Raw genomic sequence first — 19,624 nt, forward strand, 5'->3', positions numbered from 1 at the left:
CCATGGGTGACAGGAGACCTGCCGAGCGTGCCGGCCCTTACGGAGGCCAGGGACCCTTCAGCCGGCCTCGGCCGCCAGGCCGTAGGTGGGCAGGGTGGCGGTGCCGGCCGTGGCGGTGCCGTCCTGAGCGATCTCGGCGTCCCCATCGCGAAGCAGGTCGGACAGGATGCCGGCATCAAACGAATAGCGCCCCGGACCGACCAGGAGCAGGGCGAGGCTGCCGCCCAGGTACAGCACCACCAGTTCCAGCACGTAGATGTTCAGCCCGCTGGTGAGGATGTGGTGGTAGGCGGCCACCCCCATGGTGCCGGTGAGGGCCAGCGCCCCCAGGGGCGACAGCAGGCCGAGGATCAGCAGCCAGCTGCCCAGGATCTCCGAGTAGCCCGCGACGTGGGCAAGGAACAGGGGGAACGGCAGGTGCAGGGGCACCACGTAGTTGGTGGCAAACGCCTGGGGATCGGCCAGTTTGTCCTGGCCGTGGTGGATCATCATCGCCCCGATCGCCAGGCGCAGGACCAGCAGGCCGGTGTTGGCCAGGCGCCCTTCCCGCAGGAGATAGGACGACAGGGCCTGCCGTACGGCCGAGAGGATGGGGGTCCCAGGGGCAGGGTCGCCATCTTCGACGCTGATGGGCACGGCAGCAGCGCCAGCCGTTGGACGGTTGAGCGCCAGCATCCACAGGGCGATGAAGGCGGTGAAGAATCCCGCGAAGATCTCAAGCAGGAGGGTGGTGGTCATGGCGGCGGTGGAATTATTAAGATTCTGCCGATTTAGGTAACGGAACGTGAAGCGCCCTCCGGGGCCAGGCCCATGCCCAGGTCCAGGCAGAGCTGTCCGTCGGCGACCCGCCGCCGCCTGGGACCAGTGCCCTTGCCGGAGGGGGGAAGGCCTGAGCGGCGCGAGCCGAGCCGTTCCTGGATCGCGTCGGCGGCGGCGCCGAAGCCGCTCTGGCGTCGCAGGCCCCAGAGCCGTTCCCGGGCCTCCCGGGCGGCGGCGGCCACATCCACGATCGGGGCGGGGTAGTCGGCGCCGATGCGGCAGCCGCTGGCCGCCTGGGTGGACGGATCCATCCGCCACGGCTCGTGGCGCCAGATCGCCGGCACCCCGGCCAGTTCCGGCAGCCAGCGCCTCAGAAACACCCCCTCCGGGTCGTGGTCGAGGCCCTGCTTGATCGGGTTGTAGATCCGGATCGTGTTGATGCCAGTGGTGCCGCTCTGCATCTGGCACTGGCTCCAGTGGATGCCGGGTTCGTAGTCCACGAACTGGCGCGCCAGGTGCAGGCCGCTGTCGCGCCAGTCGATCCAGAGGTGATGGCTGGCGAAGGACAGCAGCATCGCCCGCATGCGGAAGTTGATCCAGCCGTTGTGGTGCAGGGCGCGCATGCAGGCATCCACGAACGGCACCCCGGTGCGTCCCTCGCTCCAGGCCGCCAGCCGTTCGGGATCGGTGCGGCGCAGCCCCCGGGTGGCGGGATGCAGCTCCAGGATTTCGATCGAGGGCTGGCGTTCCAGCTTCTGGATGAAGTGGCAGTGCCAGTGCAGGCGCGAGATGAAGGCGTCCAGCGCCCTAGGCCAGCCGGCGCTGGCGTGGGCCGGCAGCGTCACCAGGGCTAGCCGACGGGCACGTGCCTCCTGCACCACCTCCCCCATCGAGAGGGTGCCCCAGGCCAGGTGGGGCGAGAGTCGCGAGCAGGCTTCAAAGGCCGTCAGTGGACTGGAGAGCCGGCGGTGGTAGCCCCGTCCCCGTTGGCGCAGGAACCCTTCCAGCAGTTCCATGCCGGCCCGGCGGCCGCCCCGCTGCCGTTGGGGGCAGGGGTCCGCCGCCAGTCCCAGGTCACTGGCGGCGGGCAGGGCCCGCACGGCGATCCCGGCCAGAGGAGTCAGGGCGATGGGAGGGGCCAGCAGGGGTTCGGCCATGCGTTGTTCCCAGGCCCGGGCCCAGCCACGGCGATCCTTCAAGCCCCGGATCACGCCGAAGCTGGCGCCTTCCTGCCAGGGGATCCCCCGATCCCTGGCCCAGGCCGCCACGCGGCGGTCCCGGTCGTAGGTCCAGAGATTGCCAGTCTCCTGGTGGCTCCAGAGACCGGCGATGCCATGGCGGCGATGGGCGGCCTCCAGCACGGCCACCACCTCGCCAACGCGGACCACCAGCGGCTGGCCCAGGCCGGCCAGCGCCTCTGCCAACTCCTGAAGCGCCTCCCGGCAGAAGCCCCATTGCCGGGCTGAAGCGTCCGGGCGTTGCCATAGCTCCGGTTCCACGACGTAGAGGGGCAGCACCGGGCCGCGTCGCGCCGCCTCCACCAACGGGCGGTGGTCGTGGAGGCGCAGATCCCGCTTGAACCAGACCACCTGCAGCGCCATTGGTGCAGGCTAGGAAGTGCGCTCAGCGCTTCGGCAGGTCGCTGGGCCGCAGCACCACCACCACGACCCCCACCACCACCATCAGGGTCAGCACCGCCGCCCCGGCCAGGGGCAGCAACGTTTCCGTCTCCATGGGCGTACCCGACGACTGAGCCTTCATCCTGCCCCTGGGCCCAGGCCTATGGGCAAAAAAAAGGACGGGTCAGCGAACCCGTCCCCGAAGAACGTCTTAAGAATTGTAAAGGACTGACTCCCCCAGGCGCGTCACGGCGCCGATCCGGCGCCGTGACGCGGTCTCCGCTGCCACGCGCCAGAATCATTACGTTCCGTTACATCAGCCATGACGGTCGGCGAGCTCTACCTGGAATCTCTGGCCACCGGGATCATCACCCCCACCGAACTCTCCTGGCTCACCCATGGGCAGGACCATTTCTCCCGCCTGGAGGAAGCCACTGCCCTCAGGCTCGGTCGTCTGCTCGATCAGGGCGACATCCAGCTGGGCTGCCGCCTGGCGTCCGCCGACGCTCCGGCCCCCGAGCAGCCCACCTCCGGCTTTTGCGAGGAATGGATCGAGCCCCTGGGGCGTCAACGGCATCGCTGACGACAGTCACAACGCTTCACGATCGTTTACACTCCCTTCAAGTTTCGCAAACAACCCCTTCCATGACCGACTCCACCTCCCGCTTCGGCTTCGTCGCTTTCGCTGAAACCTGGAACGGCCGTCTTGCCATGCTCGGTTTCGTGATCGGCCTCGGCACCGAAATCCTCACCGGCCAAGGCATCCTTGCCCAGATCGGCCTGGGCTGATTCACCGGAAGGTTCGCCTGATTCAGCCCGGATGGTTCTGCCATCCGGGCTTTGATGTCTGCAGCGTTCACCCCGATCCTCCATGGCGCACGCTCTTGTCTTTGTCCTGGCCCCGGAAGGAGCCCTGCCCGGCGATGGCGCGGCCTGGGCAGAACTTCAGGCGGCCCAGCGTCTTGGCGTCGGTAGTGGCATTGCCCTGCGCATGTTCCGCACGGCGACCCCACCCGAGCTGAGCCTCGATGAGCTGGTCGCTTCAGGTCAGGCCAACGTCAGTGGGGCCGATCCGTTCGTGCCCCTCCGCACCAATCTCTGCCAGGACGACCTCACCTCCCCGGCGGAAACGGCCTCCGTCCGCCGAATGATCTGTGATGCCCTGGTGCCCCACCTGGAACCCCGTTCCCTCTGGCTCGGTGCCTACGAGCTCAACGGTGGGGAGCTTGAGGGACGCACCGGCCACCCGGCGGATCGCCTGGCCATCGCCTCGATTCGCTGTCTCGACCAGTTCTCCCTGCGGGAGGCCGACAACGAAACCTGCTGGTTCTATCCCACGGAAAACGGCCAATACCTCTGCTGGGAAAACCAGCGTTCGCTCGAGCTCTCCCCGGGCTACCCGGCCGATCCGTGCATTCAGGAGGGGAGCATCCCCTACGAGCGCAGCGACCTGCGGCTGCTCTGGTCGCTGATGGCCGACGACCAGGCCTTGACCTGCGTTGGGCTGACCTACCAAAGACGACGGATCGAATGGCCGGTGACCGCCAGTGATCCGGAGCCCTTTGCCACCTGGACCTCCTTCCGGGTCGACAGCATGGCGGATGACAACTACCGGGAAACGTCCAGCATCACGGTGTTTCCCGGTTGACTGCCCTCAGCTGGCCTGTTCGTAGAGCTGTTCGAGCCGTTCGCGGCTGAGGTCCACGTACAGAACCTCTTCCCCCGGGGCGGGGGCTTCGGGGTGGGAGGACCGCTTCGCGGGCATGGTCGAGGCGCTGCGCAGGTTCTGGGTCATCAGGGCGAAGGCACCGCCGGCGATCACCGCGAAGCTGACCATATAAACAATCGGGAACAGGGCTTCAAGCATGGATCTCTTGCTTTGGCCCAGGCTAATGTAAAGATCTGTTAAACGTGGACGCCACGCGGGGTCTGTGGGTCTTACGGGTTGAGCCATTCCTCCTGCCAGTCGCTGGCGGCTCGCCAGCAGCGGCGCCGGTGCGGGTGACCCAGCAGCTCCAGCAGTTCCACCCGCTGCAGCTGCACCCGCAGCAGCTCGAAATGCTCCGGTCTCGGGGCGCTGTCATCGAGTTCCCGCGGGAAAGGCGCGTCCGCCTGCAGTGGCTCCCCCGGCGTCGGCCAGCCCCAGAGGGCCCGGCCCCTGGGGGTCAGGGCCAGCCAGTGGCGATCCAGGGCCTGCTGTTCCTCCTCGCCAGCGAGCGGGAGCCGGTGGCCCCGGAGGCGGAACTGGCAGCGGGCCTTCGGCAGCACCCAGCAAAGCTCCAGGGCGGCTTTCCCTTTCAGTTCACCGCTTTTGGCGCTGCGGCGGTCGGTGAGCAGATCCAGGGCCACGGCCCCTGACCAGCAACGGAACACCAGGGTCCGCACCCTCGGGGTGCCATCCGCGGCCAGGCTGGCCAGCTGCAGCCAGCGGGCCTGGGGAGAACGGCCCTGGCGCTCCAGCGCCCCGCGCAGCAGTGGGCGCCACCGGGGCAGGGGCTCGTCCTGGGTTGGGCTGGGGATGGCGTCGGCCATGGGGGTGCCTAAGGCGCAGGTCTTTCGGCCACCACGGCAAAGAACGGATCCCCCTGCCCCCCCAGCCAGCCCTGGGGGCCCTCGGCCCGCGTCGGCTCGGCGATCAGCTGGGGGGCCGGCCAGCCCTGGGCCTGCAGCACCCGGCTGATGTAAGCGAGGTGATCCCGGTCGCTGCCGTCGGTCCAGATCTGGGGTGCCTTCTGGAAGAACATCCGGTTGGAGAAGGCCACGATCACCTGGCCGGCGGGGCGCACCACCCGCAGCAGTTCTGCCGCCACCGGCTCGGGTCTCTGCAGGTACTGCCAGCCCGCCACCAGCAGCACCGCATCCACGCTGGCATCCGCCAGGGGAAGCCGCTGGTCCTGGTTGAGGTTCTGCAGCCAGTGCCGATCCAGGCGGGGGTTCGCCGCCAGCTCGGCCCCGTTGAGGCCGTGACCGATCACCTCTTCGTAGCGGATCTCCTCGGGCAGGTGACTCACCCAGCTGCTCATCAGATCCAGGACCACCGCACAGGGGGGGATCCGTTCGCGGTAGAGCGCCGTCAGCCGGCGGCGGAAGGCGCCGTCGAGGTGCTGCACGTAGCGGGGTTCGGCATAGAAGAGGGCGTCGTCGGAGCCGTCCAGCTTGCGTCGCTCCGCCTCGTTCAGCACCAGCACCGCCATGGCCTCGGGAATCCGTTCTGCTGCCATGGTGGCGAATCGCGGCGCCCGAGGCGGCGCTTTCCGCTATGACCCCTGCCGTTCCACCCCCCTTCCTGGTGCTGGCCGCCGACGACCCCGAGCGTCTGGCCGTCTTCTACGGCGCCCTGCTGCAGACCACGCCCCTGGCGGGCGCCAGTGCCCGCCACTGGCGCTTGCTGGGGCCTGGCGAGGGGCGGCTGGAGATCTACGCCCCGTCCCGCCGGCGCCCCCGTCCCCGCGGCGAGGGCCGGCTGTCCCTCTGTTTCTCGCGCCCGGCGGGCGATGCGCCCCCCCTGCAGGCGCTCCACGACTGGCTCGCCGTGGTGCTGGCCCAGGGGGCGGTGCCGGTGGAGCCGCCGCGGCAGGAACCCTTCGGGGCCGAGGCCTGGCTGGCCGATCCGGAGGGCAACCGGCTGCTGCTCCTGGTCAGCGCTGGCTGAGCTGCAGCTGACTGGCGTAGGGACCGCGGCCATCGAGGCAGGCGGCGCCGCAGTGGCAGCCGAGGCTGATGGCCTCCTCGAGGCTCCAGCCGGCGGCCAGGGCCGTGGTGACGCCGGCGGCGAAACTGTCGCCGGCGCCATAGGCATCCAGCACGGGGCCCTGGCGCGGCACGGCGGCATAACGGCCGCCGGGCTCCAGCACCCCGCCCCGTTCGGCTTCGGTGCCGATGTAATGCGATGGCGCCGGCTCCAGATCCCCCGGCCGGTAGGACTCGCCGGGATCGGCGGCACTGCCGATCAGGCCGTCGAGGCCCACGCCCGCCTCCCGCAGGGCCGACAGCCGCACCCGCGGGGTGGCGGCCAGCACCCGGGCCCGCCGTGCCAGCTGCAGGCCAGCCGCATCGGTGGCGGTGACGAACACGCCATCGGCCCCGGCCAGCCGCTGCCACGGCAGCCCATCGGCGCCGGTGGGCATCAGCCGCTCGCCGATCACCGTGATCGTCCGCTCGCCGCCGGCGTCGATGAAGGTGATCCCTCGCCGGGTCGGGGCTTCCCGCCAGGCGATGTGCAGCTCCAGTCCCAGGCCCTCGAGCTCTTCGGCGGCCCGGCGGCCGAGCGCGTCGTTGCCGAGGGCGGTGAAGAAGGGAATGCGCTGTCCCGTGAGACGGGCCATCTGCACCGCCACCACGGCACCGCCTCCGGCGGGAAGCTCACAGAAATCGTCGGCATGGAGGATCTCGCCGGCTGCCGGCAGGTGCGCCACGCCGATGAAGCTCACCATCTCCACATGGCCCACCACCGCCAGGGCCAGGGGTGGCAGGGGCGGCAGGGCTTGCAGGGGAAGGGGGACGAGGGGCTCCATTCAGCTGGAGGCGGAGGTGTAGAAGCGCAGGGCGAACTGCCAGAACCAACGGCTCACCACCAGGGAGCCGGCGGCCACGGCCCCCCCGGCCAGCAGCCAGGGGCCGGTGGCCCGCCCCAGGATCGCCTCGGCCGGCACGGTGGTCAGGAAGGCCACCGGCACCACAAAGGTGAAGAAGGCCCGCAGGCCCGCCGGGAAGGCGCTGACCGGAAAGCGGCCCGCCACCAGCACGCTGCGCAGCACCTCGGTGGCGTTCCAGATCTTCACGAACCAGATGCTGCTGGCCGCCAGCACGAACCAGAGGCTGTAGAGGATCAGCAGGCTGGCGACCAGCATCAGGGCCGCCGCCAGCAGGGTCAGGGGCGCCGGGCTGGCACCGGCTTTCCAGGCGGCGTAACCGATCAGGCCGGCACCCAGGGCGATGCCGGGCAGACCCCAGGGGGAGAAGGTGCGGGCCGAGAGCCAGAACTGGCTGTCGATCGGCTTGAGCAGGACGAAATCGAGGCTGCCGGTGCGCACGTGGGCCACGATCGTGCTGAGGTTGGGTTGCAGCAACGTGCTGGTGACCCCCTCCAGCAGGGTGTAGACCCCCAGCACCACCAGGGCCCCCTCCCAGCTCCAGCCCCCCAGCGACTGGCCGCGCCGGTAGAAGAGCGACAGCACGAAGATGCTGCCGACCAGATTGCCGGCCGTGGCCACCAGCTCAATCACGAAGTTGGCCTTGTATTCCAGTTCGGCCGTCAGCGAGGCGATCCAGAAGATGCGCAGGGTGGAGAGGTACCTGCCCATCAGGCCCCCATGGCCGAATAGTGGCGCAGCCCCCGGCGCCACAGCAGCAGGTTGATCGGCAGCAGCAGGGCGGCCCAGGCGGCCATGGCCGCGAAGCTCTGCAGCACCGGCACAGTTTCACCGGCCAGGATCCTGGCGGGCACATCGACCATGTAGGGGAAGGGGGTCCAGAAGGCGAAGTTGCGCACCCCCTCCGGATAGAGCGCCAGGGGGGCCACCAACCCGGAGAGATAGAGGTAGGGGAGGTAGAGGAGCCGTTCCAGGGCGCTGGCCTTCTCACTCCAGAAACACACCATCGTCAGGGTGAACTGCATCAGGAAGCGCAGGGCGAAGGCCGCCAGGGTGGCCAGCACCGCCAGCAGCAGCGACGAGAAGGAGGGCCACCAGAAGGCGGCGGGATAGAGCAGGAAGAACAGACCCACCAGCATCGCCACGAACGGCAGGCGGGTGGCCTGCTCCGACAGGTGGGCGGCCACGTAGCGCCACACCAGGGGCACGGGCTGGAGCAGGTAGGGCGAGAGGCGGCCGGTGAGGTTGTCCTCCTCGAAGGTGTACATCACCCAGACGATCGTGAACTGCCGCACCACGAAGGCCGCCAGGAAGTAGCGGGCCAGCTGCAGGGAGCCCATCCCCAGCCCGCCGCTGGCATCGACGGCGCTCCACAGGCCCAGCATGATGAAGGGCAACACCCCCGAGAGGGCCCAGAGCACGATCTCGGCCCGGTACTCGAGCATGTAGGCGTACTGGCTGGAGAGCAGCACGGCGGCGATGCGGCGGGCGTGGGCCAGCCGCTGGCGCAGGTGTCTTCTCATGCCACGGCCCCCTGGTGGAACAGCCGGCCGATGATGTCCTCGATCGGTGGGTCGGACACCGACAGGTCGACCACGGCGAGATCGGCCAGCAGGCGTCCCACCTGTTCGGTGAGCCGCTCCCGCGGGATCAGCAGCCGCACCTCCCGGCCCTCGATGGCCTCCACCTCGCCGTAGCTGGCGAAGGCCTCGGCCCCCAGGGGCGCGTGCAGCTCCAGGCGCACCTCCCGGCAGGGCGCCAGGCGCTGGGTGAGGGTCTCGAGGCTGCCGTCGTAGAAGAGGCGGCCCTCGTGGATCAGCAGCACCCGCGGGCAGAGGGCGGTGATGTCGGCCATGTAGTGGCTGGTGAGCAGCACGGTGGCCCCGAAGCGGCGGTTGTAGTCGGCCAGGAAACTGCGCACCCTGGCCTGGGCGTTCACATCCAGCCCCAGGGTGGGTTCATCGAGGAACAGCACCGCCGGTCGGTGCAGCAGGGCCGCCAGCAGTTCCGCCTTCATCCGCTGGCCGAGGGAGAGCTTGCGCACCGGTCGGCGCAGCTCGTCCCCCAGCTCGAGCATCTCCGCCAGCTCGGCGATGCGACGCCGGCTCTCCTCAGGGGGGATGCCGTAGACGGCGGCGTTGACCCGCAGGGAATCCAGCGGCGGCAGATCCCAGATCAGCTGCTGCTTCTGGCCCATCACCAGGGTGATCTGACCGAGGAAGTCCGCCTCGCGGCGCTGGGGCTGGCAACCGGCCACCTCCACCGTGCCGCTTGTGGGGTGGATCAGCCCCGTGAGCATCTTGAGGGTGGTGGTCTTGCCGGCACCGTTGGCCCCAAGAAAGCCGACGAACTCCCCCGGCTCGATCGAGAAGCTCACGTCCTGCACGGCCGCGATCAGGCGCTCGCGGCGGTTCACGAAGTGACGCAGGGTGCCGGCCAGTCCGGGTCGCTTGTCGGCTACCCGGTAGGTCTTGCCGAGGCCCTGCGCGCGGACGATGGCCATGCGGACGGGCTTGAAGGCGAAACCCACCCTATGAGGGCCTTGCATGCCGGAGGGCGTCAGGCGGCTTCCGGGCACCAGCCTCCGCCGACATGCCGTGGCTCGATCCAGCAGGGGCAGCGCTGGGTGAGGTGGTCACCGTGGCAGATCAGGGCCTGATGCCACTGGCAGCTGAGCAGGGGGAGACTATCGGCGTCGGCGTGGTGGCGGAACCAGTGGCAGGTGAGGCAGATCTGACGGCTGCGGCTGGGCAGCAGATGGTCCGGCCCCAGATAGGGCCAGGAGGCGACAGCCATGGGGGCTGGCGGGGTGACGGACATGGCCGGGACTGCAGTACGGCCGTACTAACGCATCCCCGTCCGGGGCGCCACGGATCCCCCTTCGGGGGGCCACAATCGTCCCTCGGGGTGGTGCCGTTTCTCTTGCCTTCTCCATGCTGATCCGGCTTGGTTGCGAACTCACCCTCTCCTGCTGGGCCCCGACGCCGGTGCTGGCCCTGGTCCATCCCCATGGCAGCCGCCTGGAGGATCGGCGCAGCCCGGAGCGGTTGTGGCTGAGCCCGGATCGCATCGCCGAGGTGCTCACCGACGCCGACGGCAACCGGGCCTGCCGTTTCATGGCCTCCCCCGGCAGCACGACGCTGGGGTTCGAGGTGGTGGTGGCCGATGGCGGCCATCCCGATCCGGTGGCTGCGGATGTGGGCGAGTGTCCGGTGGGGGCGCTGCCGATCGTCACCTACCCCTACCTCAACCCCAGCCGGTACTGCGACACCGACCGCCTGGCCCAGGTGGCCTGGGGGCGCTTCGGCGGGGTCCGGCCGGGCTGGTCGCGGGTGCAGGCCATCTGCGACTGGGTGCATGAGCAGCTCTGCTTCGACTACGGCGCCGCCCGCAGCGACAAGACCGCCCACGATGCCCTGCGGGAGGGGTGCGGCGTCTGCCGGGATTTCGCCCACCTGGCCATCAGTCTCTGCCGTTGCCTCAACATCCCGGCGCGTTACTGCACCGGCTACCTGGGTTACACGGGCGTGACCGCCCTGCCGGATCCGATCGACTACTCGGCCTGGTTCGAGGCGTTTCTCGAGGATCGCTGGCACGTCTTTGATGCCCGCCACAACACCCCGCGCATCGGCCGGGTGCTGATCGCCCGGGGCCGGGATGCGGCGGATGTGCCCTTCCTGCGCTCCTTCGGCGATCACCAGCTCACTGGTTTCCGCGTCATCACGGAGGAGTTGGCCCCCTCCGAGAGCGCCCTCCACTGAGGCCCGGAGCATCAGTACAGGCCGCCGCAGCGGCCGGCGGCGCCGTTGAAATGTGGAGAAATCATGCGCCGGGTCTGCCCGTGTGGCGCAGGGTGCAGAATCCCCGCAGTTCTGGGACCCTCGCATCCGTCGAGCGGTTCCGATGCCAGTCGGCTGAAGCCCCTCTGCCCTTCGTGAGCCCACCGGTCCCCCATCCCTGGGAGGTGGGACCAGGACCGAGGTGCCGTTGGGCCTTATGAATCGATTCCTTCGGACTGAACCATGGGTTTACGGATTGATGAGGCCACGTTTCTGGAGCGAGCCATTTCCCGATTCGGCACAAGATATGACTATTCCCAGATGATCTATAAGAGTTATCGCACTCCCATTAAGATTCGTTGCGTTGAGCATCCCGTCCGAGAGGTGGTGATCACGCCTGAGCGCCATCTCCAGACCACCGGCGGTTGTAAGTACTGCCTGCGCAATTACCGCAACCAGACCCTTGAGCGGGTGCTCAGGCTGGACTGTGAGCCCTCCGCGCTTCCCGCTCCCCCGCTGCCCCAGGCCATCCAGGAGCCCCCCGTGGTCGGCCAGGTAAGTAACGCTGTGTGAGGGAACTGGCCGCAGTCCCTAGGCCACTGTTGATCTTCGGTATCTTTCCGAGTCGTTCTCCTTGATGCCCTACATGGCCCTTCCCCTGCTCGCTGCCCGACCCTCGAGCCTCAACGCCAGGGTGCCGAGTTTCGCGATCGCCACTGAGGAATCTCCCCGTCAGGCTGTCGCCAGCCTGGAGACGGGCAAGACCGCCGGTGATCGCCTCGGTCTGGATGTTCAGATCGAGCAGGCCTACCGCCAGATCTTCTTTCATGCCTTCAAGGTGGATCGCGAAGTGGTGCTGGAATCCCAGCTGCGCAGCGGACAGATCACCATGAGAGATTTCATCCGCGGCTTGTTGCTTTCCAGGCGATTCCGTGAGGGTTTCTATGATTGCAACAGCAACTATCGGCTGGTGGAGCAAATGGTCGGCAGGGTTCTGGGCCGGCCCGTCTATGGCGAACAGGAACGCATCAGCTATTCGATCCTGATTGCCCAACATGGGCTCGTCACCCTGGTGGATGCCCTGCTCGATTCGGCCGAGTATCTCGATTCCTTCGGTTACGACACGGTGCCTTACCAGCGCTCCCGGGTGTTGCCGGGTCGGGCCCAGGGCGAGCGCCCCTTCAACCAGCAGGCTCCCCGTTATGACGGTCGCTGGCGCGATGTGATCGCCGCCAGGGCGCCCCGTGGCACCAGCCCCTGGTCGCCGGGTACCCCTCGCCCCGCCTGGCTCGGCGAGCAGCCCTCTCCCCTGGCGCGCCAGATCTGGCAGGGGTTGGTCACGGCCGGGGGCTTTGCGATCACGGGCCTGGTGCTGTGGACCGCGGCCGCGATGCTGAGCACCGCCGCTCAGTGATCGGGGGTCCCTGGGGGCGTTCATCCCCAGGGACTATTCCGAATCCCTGCAGGGGCTATCCGCCTGTTGCTCGCTGTGTTGACTGACACGGAATCGTGCTTTGCTTGGTTTCAGGTGGTCGCAACGCCAGCGCCACCATGCATTAGGATTTGTAAAGATTCCTTGACCTCCGGAAGCTTGCTGCCATGTTCACGCTCGACAAGGCCTCCCAGATTTTTCCGGACACCCTTTCTGCCGATGTGGTGCCCGCTCTCACCGCTCGCTTCTCCCTGCTGAGCGCCGAGGACCAGCTGGCGCTGATCTGGTTCGCTTACCTCGAGATGGGCAAGACCATCACCATCGCTGCGCCCGGGGCGGCCCGCATGCAGTTCGCCGAGCCGGTGCTCAACCGGATCAAGGCCATGACCTTCGACGAGCAGAGCAAGGTGATGGTGGATCTGGCCAACAGGGCTGACACCGATATCTGCCGTACCTACGCCATCTGGTCGGTCAACATCAAGCTGGGGTTCTGGTATCGCCTCGGTGAGTGGATGGAGGAAGGCCTCGTCGCCCCGATCCCCCAGGGTTATCAGCTCTCCGCCAATGCCGCTTCGGTGCTGTCCTCGGTGAAGGGCATCGATGCCGGTCAGCAGATCACGGTGCTGCGCAACTTCGTCGTCGACATGGGCTTCGACCCCAGCAAGGTGGACGGGGCTGAGCGCATCGCCGAGCCGATCGTGCTGCCGACGGCCCCCGAGCAACGCACCAAGGTGTCGATCGCGGGAATTGACAATGCCACGATCCTGTCCTACATGGATCTGCTCAACGCCAACGATTTCGACCAGCTGATCAAGCTGTTCCTTCCCGACGGCGCCCTGCAGCCCCCCTTCCAACGTCCGATCGTCGGCACCGATGCCGTGCTCCGCTTCTTCCGCGAAGACTGCCAGAATCTCAAGCTCCTCCCCGAAAGTGGCGTGAGTGAGCCCTCCGATGGTGGCTTCACCCAGATCAAGGTCACCGGAAAGGTCCAGACCCCCTGGTTCGGCGCTGGCGTCGGCATGAACGTGGCCTGGCGCTTCCTGCTGGATCCCGAGAACCGGATTTATTTCGTGGCGATCGACCTGCTGGCGTCCCCGGCCGAGTTGCTCAAATTCGCACGCTGACGGGCTCCCCCCTCCAGCCTGGCCCGATGGCGGACGAGGCGAAGGTTCGCTCCGTTTCCCCTGCCCCCCTGGGCAGGGGTTTTTGGCTTGGGATGGTGATCTTCTGGGGCTGGTTGGCCAGCCTTGTCGCGTTGCTGCTGGCCCATCCGGCCCAGTGGCCTGCGCCGGCCATCCTGCTGGCTGTCGCCGGACGGACGTTCCTCCAGACCGGCCTGTTCATCCTGGGTCACGACGCCATGCACCGCACCCTGGTGCCCGGGCGCCCTGGCCTCAACGATGGACTGGGCCGCCTGGCCCTGGTGCTTTACGCCGGCTTGCCCTTTGGCCGCTGTCGTCGCCAGCATCTGCGTCATCACCGCTCACCTGGCAGCCTCCGGGATCCCGATTTCCGTTTCGCCAGTGGCGATGGTGCCCTGCGCTGGTATAGGCGTTTCATGGGCAACTATCTCTCCTGGAAGCAGTTGGCCATGCTCCTGATCACCTGGATCACCGCAGCGGCACTGCTGCTGCAGTTGGACCCCCAACGGGCGATCAATGTGGTCGTGTTCTGGGTGCTGCCGTTGGTGCTGAGCTCGTTTCAGCTGTTCCTTTTCGGCACCTATCTTCCCCACCGCAGCCAAGGATGTCTTCCTGCCGGCAGCCATGCGGTGCGAAGTCTGGGTTACTCCCACCTCCTCTCCCTGCTGGCTTGTTATCACTTCGGCTACCACTGGGAGCACCATGCCTACCCGGCGGTGCCCTGGTTCCGGCTGCCGGACTTGAGGCGACGTGTTTCTCTTGATCACGGGCGGGGGAACGGCTCGCGGCGGCTCGGGCTTGCGCGTTAAGGTCAAAAAACAGATGTTGGGTTCGATGGTGACAGCGGTGTTGGAATGGACGGAGCAGGAACAGGACGTGGCACGGCGCGCCTTTGACAAGGCCCACTCCCGAGCGGTTCTCGGCATCATCCGGGCCGCTCAAGCCCACGCCAGCCGTATGGACTCGGTCGAGGAATGCTGGAAGCTTCATGATTTCCTAAGCATTCAACGCCACGAAATTGAAGGTCGCTTCGATTTCCGTCTTGCAGGACTTTTGTTCGTCTTCGCCAGCCTCGTGAAAGACGGCTTGCTCCAAGTGGATGAACTTGACGGGTTGGATAGGGACAAGCTCAGCAAGATCGCGGCCATGTCCCGCATGTGAGTCAAGCCACTGGTTGCGATCCGGCTCGCCATTGCGTTGTCCTCGGGCCACCGCCCCAGGACCGGAGCGGGTTGAACCCACCCTGTTTGCCCTGTCCTGGCTGAGGGCCTGGGATGGGTTCAGCGACGCCCCGCGCCTGGGCTGTCAAGATGCAGGTCTGCAGCACTGTTGCGGCAATGGCCCGGCCGGTCATTTCGCCCTCCGTCCACGGGGCGTTGGACCGCAGGGCCTGTAAGGTAGGGAGGATTCCAAGATTTCTCTCCAGCGAGCTCATCACTTTCTAAAAGGGCTGTCGACGGATCGATTCATAGTTTTTTTTCAGGTTCATGACCATTTACATCGGAAATCTTTCCTTCGACGCCGAGGTGGAAGATGTCAAAAATCTGTTTGCCCAGTACGGTGAACTGCGCCAGTGCACCCTTCCCCTTGACCGCGACACCGGCCGCAAGAGGGGCTTCGCCTTCGTTGAGATGACGAACGACGCCGACGAAACCAAGGCGATCGACGATCTTCAGGATGTCGAGTGGATGGGACGCAGCATCCGCGTCAACAAGGCTGAGCCCCGCACCGGTGGCGGTGGCGGTGGCGGCGGTGGTCGCTCCGGCGGCGGCGGCTACGGCGGCGGTGGTGGCGGCTATGGCGGTGGCGGTGGCGGCCGCAGCCGCTACTGAGTCACCGGGTCTTCCCAGGCCCCCTGTTTTCTCTCTGGCCGTCCCGGTTCTTCCGGGGCGGTTTTTTCATGGTCGATCGCTGTTCCGTTGTTCTGGTCCGTGTGGGGAGTCGGCCACGGATTGGAAGACACTCTGCTGCTGGAGCGACCTGCGAAGGCTGGGGAGCAGATTGGGGCCATGAGTGAACCCAGCCCTCGTGGCCGCTACCGGGTCCGACCCGCCGACCAGAACGAGACCACCGTTCCCAACGAGGTGTTCGGCCCCCTCTTCGACCACCGGGACGAGGCGGAACGCTATGCCCAGAATCTGGCGCTGACGCACCAGACACCGGTGATCGTCGAGAAGCTGGCCCCGGCCGGTTGCTGGCTTCAGCTCGGGACCATCGGCTGAGCCGCTCCTTCCAGTTCCTCAAGGCTGGAGGCGGCCTGCAGCCGGATCAGGTAGGCCAGGCTGGAGCCCACCCCGGTTCCCCGATAACGGCCGCTGACGGGTGCCGCCAGGTGGTGATCCGGAGCGGCGGCCAGCACCACATGGCCATCGGCCACCGCCAGCCCCAGGCTGGGATCAAAGCCCCTCCAGCCCCCCCCTGGCAGGTACACCTCCGCCCAGGCGTGCAGCTCGTGTTCGCTCACCTCGGGGGGATGGTGCATCGAGTAGCCGCTGACGAAGCGCGCCGCCAGGCCCTGGCTGCGGCAGGCCGCGATGTACAGCACGGCCGTGTCCCGGCAGGCTCCAGTCAGCGTCGCGAGGGTCTCGGCCGCCGAGGTGGGCTCCCCCTCCAGACGGCCCACATGGTGGAAGCCGTGGTGGATCTCATCGGCAAGGGCGCCGAGGAAGGCGGTGGCCGATCCCTCGACCTTGTCGGCGATGGCCTGGGCCCAGGCACGGACGGCTGGATCGATCGCTCCATGCCGGCAGCCCGCCAGGGAGCAGGCCTCCGCCTCCGGGTAGTCCACCGGCAGGTGTTGGGCCTCCCTGTGGGTGATGATCCAGTCGAAGGGATTGCTGCGCAGGGTCTCCAGCAGCATGTCCACCTCAATCGTCAGCTGGTCCCGCTCCTGCTGGAACCAGGCCACCATGGCGTCGGTGCCATCGGGCTCGAGCACGCGGGTGAGGCCGGCGGCGGGATCCACCAGCCGCAGATGGTGCTCCAGGATCCTCTGGCTGCCGTCCTGGCGGGGGGTCAGCCGCAGGGTCATGGGCTCCAGGAACACGGGCCGGTCGTAGCGGTAACTGAGTCGGTGGTGGATGCGGAAGAACATGTCTCAGCCCAGGGCCTCGCGCAGGGCGTCCTGCAGGTCGTCATCGATGACGTAGGTGTGCAGGGGCTCGGTGTCGAGGTCTTCGACGAGGGGGAAGAAGCGGACCGAGAACCAGGCCTCGAAGAGTTCCAGGCTGCGGGGCTGGGGCCAGCGACTGCGGTCGCGGCACCAGAGTTCCAGCTCGGCGGCGAAGATCTGCCCGTAGCTGTCCAGCAGCCTGTCCTCGGCTTCCAGCTCGCTGTCGTAGGTGGGGATCAGGTAGAGGCTGTGGTCGTCCCCCAGGCCCTCCATGTCCTCCCGGGTCCAGAACGGGCGGGTCCAGTCCACCATCGGCTGCCGGGGTGCCACCGCGATGGCGCAGCGGTTGAGAACGGCCATCGATGGGCTGTCAGTGGCTGGTTGAACGCTAGCGAGGCACGGGAGAGGGGGCATGGGTGAAACCATGGATCTGAGCCGCCTCAACAGCGTCACCTTCGTGGACCGAGAGCAACGCGCGATCGCCACCGCCACGGCCGTGGGCCTCACTGTCATCGGCGCCGTTGCCCTGGCGAGGCTGGCCGATGGCGGGCTGGCGCTCTGAGCCTTCGCCACACCTCCCTTCCCTTCTCCTGATCGCCATGGCCCAGGCCTCTGCCGCACTCGTCAGCCTCACCCTGTTCACGATCATGGTCGCCCTTGGCCTGGGGTTGCAGCTGGATGCAATCGGGACGTTGCGGCATCGGCCGGCCCTGGTGATCCGTGTGCTGATCGGCTCGTGTGTGCTGGTGCCCCTGGTGGCTTTGGTGCTGATGAAGTTGCCCCTGAGCTTCGCCCTCTCCCCGCCGGCCCGCTTCGGCATCGCCCTGATGGCGGTCTGCCCAAGCGCCCCGCTCACCCTGCGCAAGGCCGGCAAGACGGGGGGCGACCGCCAGCTGGCGGCGCTGCTGCAGGCCTGCGCGGCCGTGGCCGCGATCGTTTCGATTCCCCTGCTCGCTGATCTGTTCCGGGCCTCGTTCGGCATCGACGGCTGGGACATCGCCCCCAGGGAAGTGGCCCTGCAGGTGGGTAAGGCCCAGGTGCTGCCGCTGCTGGCAGGCCTGCTGCTGAGGCACTGGAAGCCCGAATGGGTGGCGCGGCTGGAGGGGCCGCTCGACAAGCTCGCCAACGGCCTGCTTCTGCTGCTGATCGTGCTCGTGCTGATCAAGGCCGGCCCTTTGCTGCTGCCGTTCGTGGCCTCCAACGGGTTGGCCCTGGGCTTCGTGGCGGTGATGGTGGCCGCGGCCCTGGCCATCGGCTCCCTCATGGCTGGCCCGGAGCCTCGCGAGCGCACCACCGTGGCCTTGGTCATGTCGATGCGCAACCCTGGCCTGGCCCTGCTGTTCGCCACCACCTACGGCGCCGGGATGCCCGGCCTGAAGCTGGCCGTGCTGGCCTACCTGCTGGTCACCGTGCTGCTCTCGATTCCCTTCCTGCGCTGGCGCAGAGCCCAGCTGCGAACGGCTTGAGCCTTCAACCGGCGGCGGGCGGAGTGGGGGTCGGGGTGCCGAAGGACTCGGAAGGCCAGGGGGGCACCGTGCTCCCGTTGCCGTTGCGCATCGCGTGGTAGCCGGGAGAGAGGATCTCGACGCCAGCGCCGGCGAACTGATCCTGGATGGCTGCCAGCAGCTCGGAGAGGGTGCTGCGGTAGGTGTCCACATCCTCCACGTAGGCGTTGAGCTCGTAGCTGATGTGGAAGTCGTTCAGGGAGGTCTGGAGCACGAACGGGGGGATCTCCTGGCTGATGCCTGCGGTGGCGGCGGCCGCCTCCAGCATCAGCTGGTGAACCTGGCGCCAGGGCACGTCGTAGCCGATGGTGACGGTGGTGGCGATCACCACGGGTTGGGCGATCTCGCGACGGGCCAGGCTGTAATTGATGATCGAGGCCCCCAGCACGGTGGCGTTGGGGATGCTCACCACCTCATTGCGGGGGGTGCGCAGGCGGGTCACCAGCAGGGCGGAGTCGTGAACGATGCCGACGGTGCCGTTGATGCTGACCCGGTCGCCCTCCTGGTAGGCCCGGGTGTAGGTGAGCATCAGCCCTCCGATCAGGTTGGCGGCCACGGCACTCGAGCCCAGGGCCGCCAGCACCCCCACGAACAGGCCGGCGCCCTGGAAGGCCTTGCTGTTGGCTCCGGGGATGTAGGGGTAGGCCGCCACCACGCCGAACAGCAGGATGCCGATCCCCACCAGCCGGGCCGTGGGCCGGGCCCATTCGGGATAGAACCAGCTCAGACGCAGGTTGCCCAGCTCCACCGCCCGAAACCAGGCGTTGCTGGCCCGCATCAGCAGCACGCTGAGGGCCAGGATCACCGCCACGGAGATGAGGTCGGGGATGGCCCGCGAAAAGGCCTGGGCGCCGCCCACCACCAGGCCGGTGATCTGGCCCCGCAGGGTTTCGGAGAGGCCCTGGGTGGGGGGGAACAGCCCCAGGAACAGGGGGATGGAGAGGTAACTGACCAGGAGCAGAACGGCCCCGTGCACGATCCGGCGCAAGGGATCGAGGAGGCTGCGCTCCTGATCCGCGGTGAGCCACTGGTTGCCCCCCACCTGCAGGCCCCGGATCCGGCGGTTGGCGGGGTCGTTGATCCAGCGCTCCAGGCGCCGGTTGAGGGCCAGCTGGCCCCGCAGCCAGAGGATGTAGAAGCCCAGGGCCAGCAGGGCCAGGGCGGTGCCCCGCAGCCAGTCCGAACGCCGGTGGGTCTGGCGGTAGCGCACGATCGCCGCGCGGATCTGCTCCAGGTAGCGCTGGGCCAGCTGCTGGCGGCTGAGCTGAAAGCGGGCCGCGTTGCGGTCGTCCACCGAGATCCTGGGCTCGAACACGCCGCCCTGCATCAGGCCGATGGTGGTGTAAGGAGGGTCCTCCTGCACGACGATCTGCCCTGGCTCGATCGAGTAGTTCGCAGCCAGCTCAGCCAGCCGTTGGCTGCCTCGCCGCGCCATCTGCGCCGGGGTCTGGGCACCGACGCCGGCTCGGATCTCCAGCACCCGTCGGCCATCCAGTTCGATGAAGGCCGGCTGGGGAGCGCTCTTCAGGGCAGCGGCACCGGCCCTGACAAGGGGGGGCGACGCCAGCAGCTGGCCCGCCAGCAGAGCGGCCAGCAGGGGCAGGATGAAGACCGCCCATCGGTGTCGTGGGCGAAGGCCCCATGGCTCGGGGTGACCCACGATGCTTCGCCCAGACGGTCAACG

At 67.8% G+C, this 19,624-nt stretch carries 27 protein-coding genes; 14 read left to right on the plus strand and 13 right to left on the minus strand.

The annotated features are described in order from the left end of the window. Nucleotides 1–57: 57 nt before the first annotated feature. Nucleotides 58–738 (minus strand): DoxX family protein, encoded by a 681-nt coding sequence (locus tag KBZ12_RS06205; RefSeq protein WP_254957042.1) that lies wholly within the window; start codon nucleotides 736–738, stop codon nucleotides 58–60. A 32-nt stretch (nucleotides 739–770) separates the two neighbouring features. Further along, nucleotides 771–2,360 carry an FAD-binding domain-containing protein gene (locus KBZ12_RS06210; protein ID WP_254957043.1) on the minus strand — a complete coding sequence of 530 codons (1,590 nt, stop codon included), beginning with the start codon at nucleotides 2,358–2,360 and terminating at the stop codon, nucleotides 771–773. Between the two features lie 340 nt (nucleotides 2,361–2,700). Here KBZ12_RS06210 and KBZ12_RS06215 point away from each other — a divergent pair, with 340 nt between their 5' ends. The 3 genes from KBZ12_RS06215 (at nucleotide 2,701) to KBZ12_RS06225 (ending at nucleotide 4,026) form a co-directional block, all read left to right on the plus strand. Then, on the plus strand, nucleotides 2,701–2,961 hold the full coding sequence (locus KBZ12_RS06215; RefSeq protein WP_254957044.1) for a hypothetical protein: 261 nt from the start codon (nucleotides 2,701–2,703) through the stop codon (nucleotides 2,959–2,961). Between the two features lie 62 nt (nucleotides 2,962–3,023). Continuing rightward, complete coding sequence (locus KBZ12_RS06220; RefSeq protein WP_254957045.1) at nucleotides 3,024–3,167, plus strand: chlorophyll a/b-binding protein; 144 nt, start codon at nucleotides 3,024–3,026, stop codon at nucleotides 3,165–3,167. Between the two features lie 82 nt (nucleotides 3,168–3,249). Continuing rightward, the gene (locus KBZ12_RS06225; protein WP_254957046.1) at nucleotides 3,250–4,026 is read left to right on the plus strand and encodes a hypothetical protein; all 777 of its coding nucleotides are present in this window, start codon (nucleotides 3,250–3,252) and stop codon (nucleotides 4,024–4,026) included. A 6-nt stretch (nucleotides 4,027–4,032) separates the two neighbouring features. Here the strand turns inward: KBZ12_RS06225 and KBZ12_RS06230 are convergent, their stop codons facing one another. The 3 genes from KBZ12_RS06230 to KBZ12_RS06240 all read right to left on the minus strand — a co-directional run bounded on the left by KBZ12_RS06230 (nucleotide 4,033) and on the right by KBZ12_RS06240 (nucleotide 5,572). After that, nucleotides 4,033–4,245, minus strand: coding sequence for a hypothetical protein (locus KBZ12_RS06230; protein ID WP_254957047.1), 213 nt, complete (start codon nucleotides 4,243–4,245; stop codon nucleotides 4,033–4,035). 71 nt (nucleotides 4,246–4,316) lie between these two features. Then, entirely contained in the window at nucleotides 4,317–4,910 is a 594-nt protein-coding gene (locus KBZ12_RS06235; protein WP_254957048.1) for a pyridoxamine 5'-phosphate oxidase, read from the minus strand. 8 nt (nucleotides 4,911–4,918) lie between these two features. After that, entirely contained in the window at nucleotides 4,919–5,572 is a 654-nt protein-coding gene (locus KBZ12_RS06240) for a methyltransferase domain-containing protein (protein WP_254957168.1), read from the minus strand. A 65-nt stretch (nucleotides 5,573–5,637) separates the two neighbouring features. On the opposite strand from KBZ12_RS06240, the gene KBZ12_RS06245 reads away from it, so the two are divergent. Continuing rightward, nucleotides 5,638–6,030 (plus strand): VOC family protein, encoded by a 393-nt coding sequence (locus KBZ12_RS06245; protein ID WP_254957049.1) that lies wholly within the window; start codon nucleotides 5,638–5,640, stop codon nucleotides 6,028–6,030. Here KBZ12_RS06245 and KBZ12_RS06250 read toward each other — a convergent pair. The 5 genes from KBZ12_RS06250 to KBZ12_RS06270 are packed head-to-tail and all read right to left on the minus strand — an operon-like array spanning nucleotide 6,017 to nucleotide 9,766. Further along, nucleotides 6,017–6,892, minus strand: coding sequence for a PfkB family carbohydrate kinase (locus KBZ12_RS06250; RefSeq protein WP_254957050.1), 876 nt, complete (start codon nucleotides 6,890–6,892; stop codon nucleotides 6,017–6,019). The genes KBZ12_RS06245 and KBZ12_RS06250 overlap by 14 nt on opposite strands. Continuing rightward, nucleotides 6,893–7,681: an ABC transporter permease gene (locus KBZ12_RS06255; RefSeq protein ID WP_254957051.1), complete on the minus strand. Its 789-nt coding sequence runs from the start codon at nucleotides 7,679–7,681 to the stop codon at nucleotides 6,893–6,895. After that, nucleotides 7,681–8,493 (minus strand): ABC-2 family transporter protein, encoded by an 813-nt coding sequence (locus tag KBZ12_RS06260; protein ID WP_254957052.1) that lies wholly within the window; start codon nucleotides 8,491–8,493, stop codon nucleotides 7,681–7,683. The genes KBZ12_RS06255 and KBZ12_RS06260 overlap by 1 nt, the downstream gene beginning before the upstream one ends. Then, the gene (locus KBZ12_RS06265) at nucleotides 8,490–9,473 is read right to left on the minus strand and encodes an ATP-binding cassette domain-containing protein (protein ID WP_261359851.1); all 984 of its coding nucleotides are present in this window, start codon (nucleotides 9,471–9,473) and stop codon (nucleotides 8,490–8,492) included. Before KBZ12_RS06265 ends, KBZ12_RS06260 begins: the two co-directional genes overlap by 4 nt. 56 nt (nucleotides 9,474–9,529) lie before the next feature. Next, nucleotides 9,530–9,766 (minus strand): galactose oxidase, encoded by a 237-nt coding sequence (locus KBZ12_RS06270; RefSeq protein WP_254957053.1) that lies wholly within the window; start codon nucleotides 9,764–9,766, stop codon nucleotides 9,530–9,532. Between the two features lie 137 nt (nucleotides 9,767–9,903). Between KBZ12_RS06270 and KBZ12_RS06275 the strand changes: the two genes are divergently transcribed. The 8 genes from KBZ12_RS06275 (at nucleotide 9,904) to KBZ12_RS06310 (ending at nucleotide 15,545) form a co-directional block, all read left to right on the plus strand. Then, nucleotides 9,904–10,731, plus strand: a complete 828-nt coding sequence (locus KBZ12_RS06275; protein ID WP_254957054.1) for a transglutaminase family protein — start codon at nucleotides 9,904–9,906, stop codon at nucleotides 10,729–10,731. A gap of 405 nt (nucleotides 10,732–11,136) precedes the next feature. Further along, nucleotides 11,137–11,322 (plus strand): hypothetical protein, encoded by a 186-nt coding sequence (locus KBZ12_RS06280; RefSeq protein WP_254957055.1) that lies wholly within the window; start codon nucleotides 11,137–11,139, stop codon nucleotides 11,320–11,322. Between the two features lie 73 nt (nucleotides 11,323–11,395). Beyond that, a complete protein-coding gene (locus KBZ12_RS06285; RefSeq protein ID WP_254957056.1) occupies nucleotides 11,396–12,163 on the plus strand; it encodes a phycobilisome rod-core linker polypeptide in 768 nt (255 codons plus the stop codon). 185 nt (nucleotides 12,164–12,348) lie between these two features. Beyond that, nucleotides 12,349–13,305: an orange carotenoid-binding protein gene (locus KBZ12_RS06290; protein ID WP_254957057.1), complete on the plus strand. Its 957-nt coding sequence runs from the start codon at nucleotides 12,349–12,351 to the stop codon at nucleotides 13,303–13,305. Between the two features lie 26 nt (nucleotides 13,306–13,331). Beyond that, complete coding sequence (locus tag KBZ12_RS06295; RefSeq protein WP_254957058.1) at nucleotides 13,332–14,132, plus strand: fatty acid desaturase; 801 nt, start codon at nucleotides 13,332–13,334, stop codon at nucleotides 14,130–14,132. Then, on the plus strand, nucleotides 14,122–14,484 hold the full coding sequence (locus tag KBZ12_RS06300) for a hypothetical protein (RefSeq protein WP_254957059.1): 363 nt from the start codon (nucleotides 14,122–14,124) through the stop codon (nucleotides 14,482–14,484). The genes KBZ12_RS06295 and KBZ12_RS06300 overlap by 11 nt, the downstream gene beginning before the upstream one ends. Nucleotides 14,485–14,810: 326 nt before the next feature. Beyond that, entirely contained in the window at nucleotides 14,811–15,155 is a 345-nt protein-coding gene (locus KBZ12_RS06305) for an RNA-binding protein (RefSeq protein WP_254957060.1), read from the plus strand. 177 nt (nucleotides 15,156–15,332) lie between these two features. Continuing rightward, a complete protein-coding gene (locus tag KBZ12_RS06310; protein WP_254957061.1) occupies nucleotides 15,333–15,545 on the plus strand; it encodes a hypothetical protein in 213 nt (70 codons plus the stop codon). On the opposite strand, the gene KBZ12_RS06315 is transcribed toward KBZ12_RS06310, so the two are convergent. Both KBZ12_RS06315 and KBZ12_RS06320 read right to left on the minus strand, forming a co-directional pair. Continuing rightward, a complete protein-coding gene (locus KBZ12_RS06315; protein WP_254957062.1) occupies nucleotides 15,524–16,417 on the minus strand; it encodes a transglutaminase family protein in 894 nt (297 codons plus the stop codon). The two genes, KBZ12_RS06310 and KBZ12_RS06315, sit on opposite strands and share 22 nt — an antisense overlap. A 3-nt stretch (nucleotides 16,418–16,420) precedes the next feature. After that, nucleotides 16,421–16,795 carry a hypothetical protein gene (locus KBZ12_RS06320; protein ID WP_254957063.1) on the minus strand — a complete coding sequence of 125 codons (375 nt, stop codon included), beginning with the start codon at nucleotides 16,793–16,795 and terminating at the stop codon, nucleotides 16,421–16,423. Between the two features lie 52 nt (nucleotides 16,796–16,847). On the opposite strand from KBZ12_RS06320, the gene KBZ12_RS06325 reads away from it, so the two are divergent. Further along, nucleotides 16,848–16,997: a hypothetical protein gene (locus KBZ12_RS06325; RefSeq protein WP_254957064.1), complete on the plus strand. Its 150-nt coding sequence runs from the start codon at nucleotides 16,848–16,850 to the stop codon at nucleotides 16,995–16,997. A 37-nt stretch (nucleotides 16,998–17,034) separates the two neighbouring features. Further along, nucleotides 17,035–17,901, plus strand: coding sequence for a bile acid:sodium symporter (locus tag KBZ12_RS06330; RefSeq protein ID WP_254957065.1), 867 nt, complete (start codon nucleotides 17,035–17,037; stop codon nucleotides 17,899–17,901). A 4-nt stretch (nucleotides 17,902–17,905) separates the two neighbouring features. Here the strand turns inward: KBZ12_RS06330 and KBZ12_RS06335 are convergent, their stop codons facing one another. Further along, on the minus strand, nucleotides 17,906–19,600 hold the full coding sequence (locus tag KBZ12_RS06335; protein WP_254957066.1) for a mechanosensitive ion channel family protein: 1,695 nt from the start codon (nucleotides 19,598–19,600) through the stop codon (nucleotides 17,906–17,908). Between the last annotated feature and the right edge of the window lie 24 nt (nucleotides 19,601–19,624).

Origin of the sequence: Cyanobium sp. Cruz CV13-4-11 (assembly GCF_024346055.1) — a bacterium.
In the GTDB taxonomy this organism is placed as follows: domain Bacteria; phylum Cyanobacteriota; class Cyanobacteriia; order PCC-6307; family Cyanobiaceae; genus Cyanobium.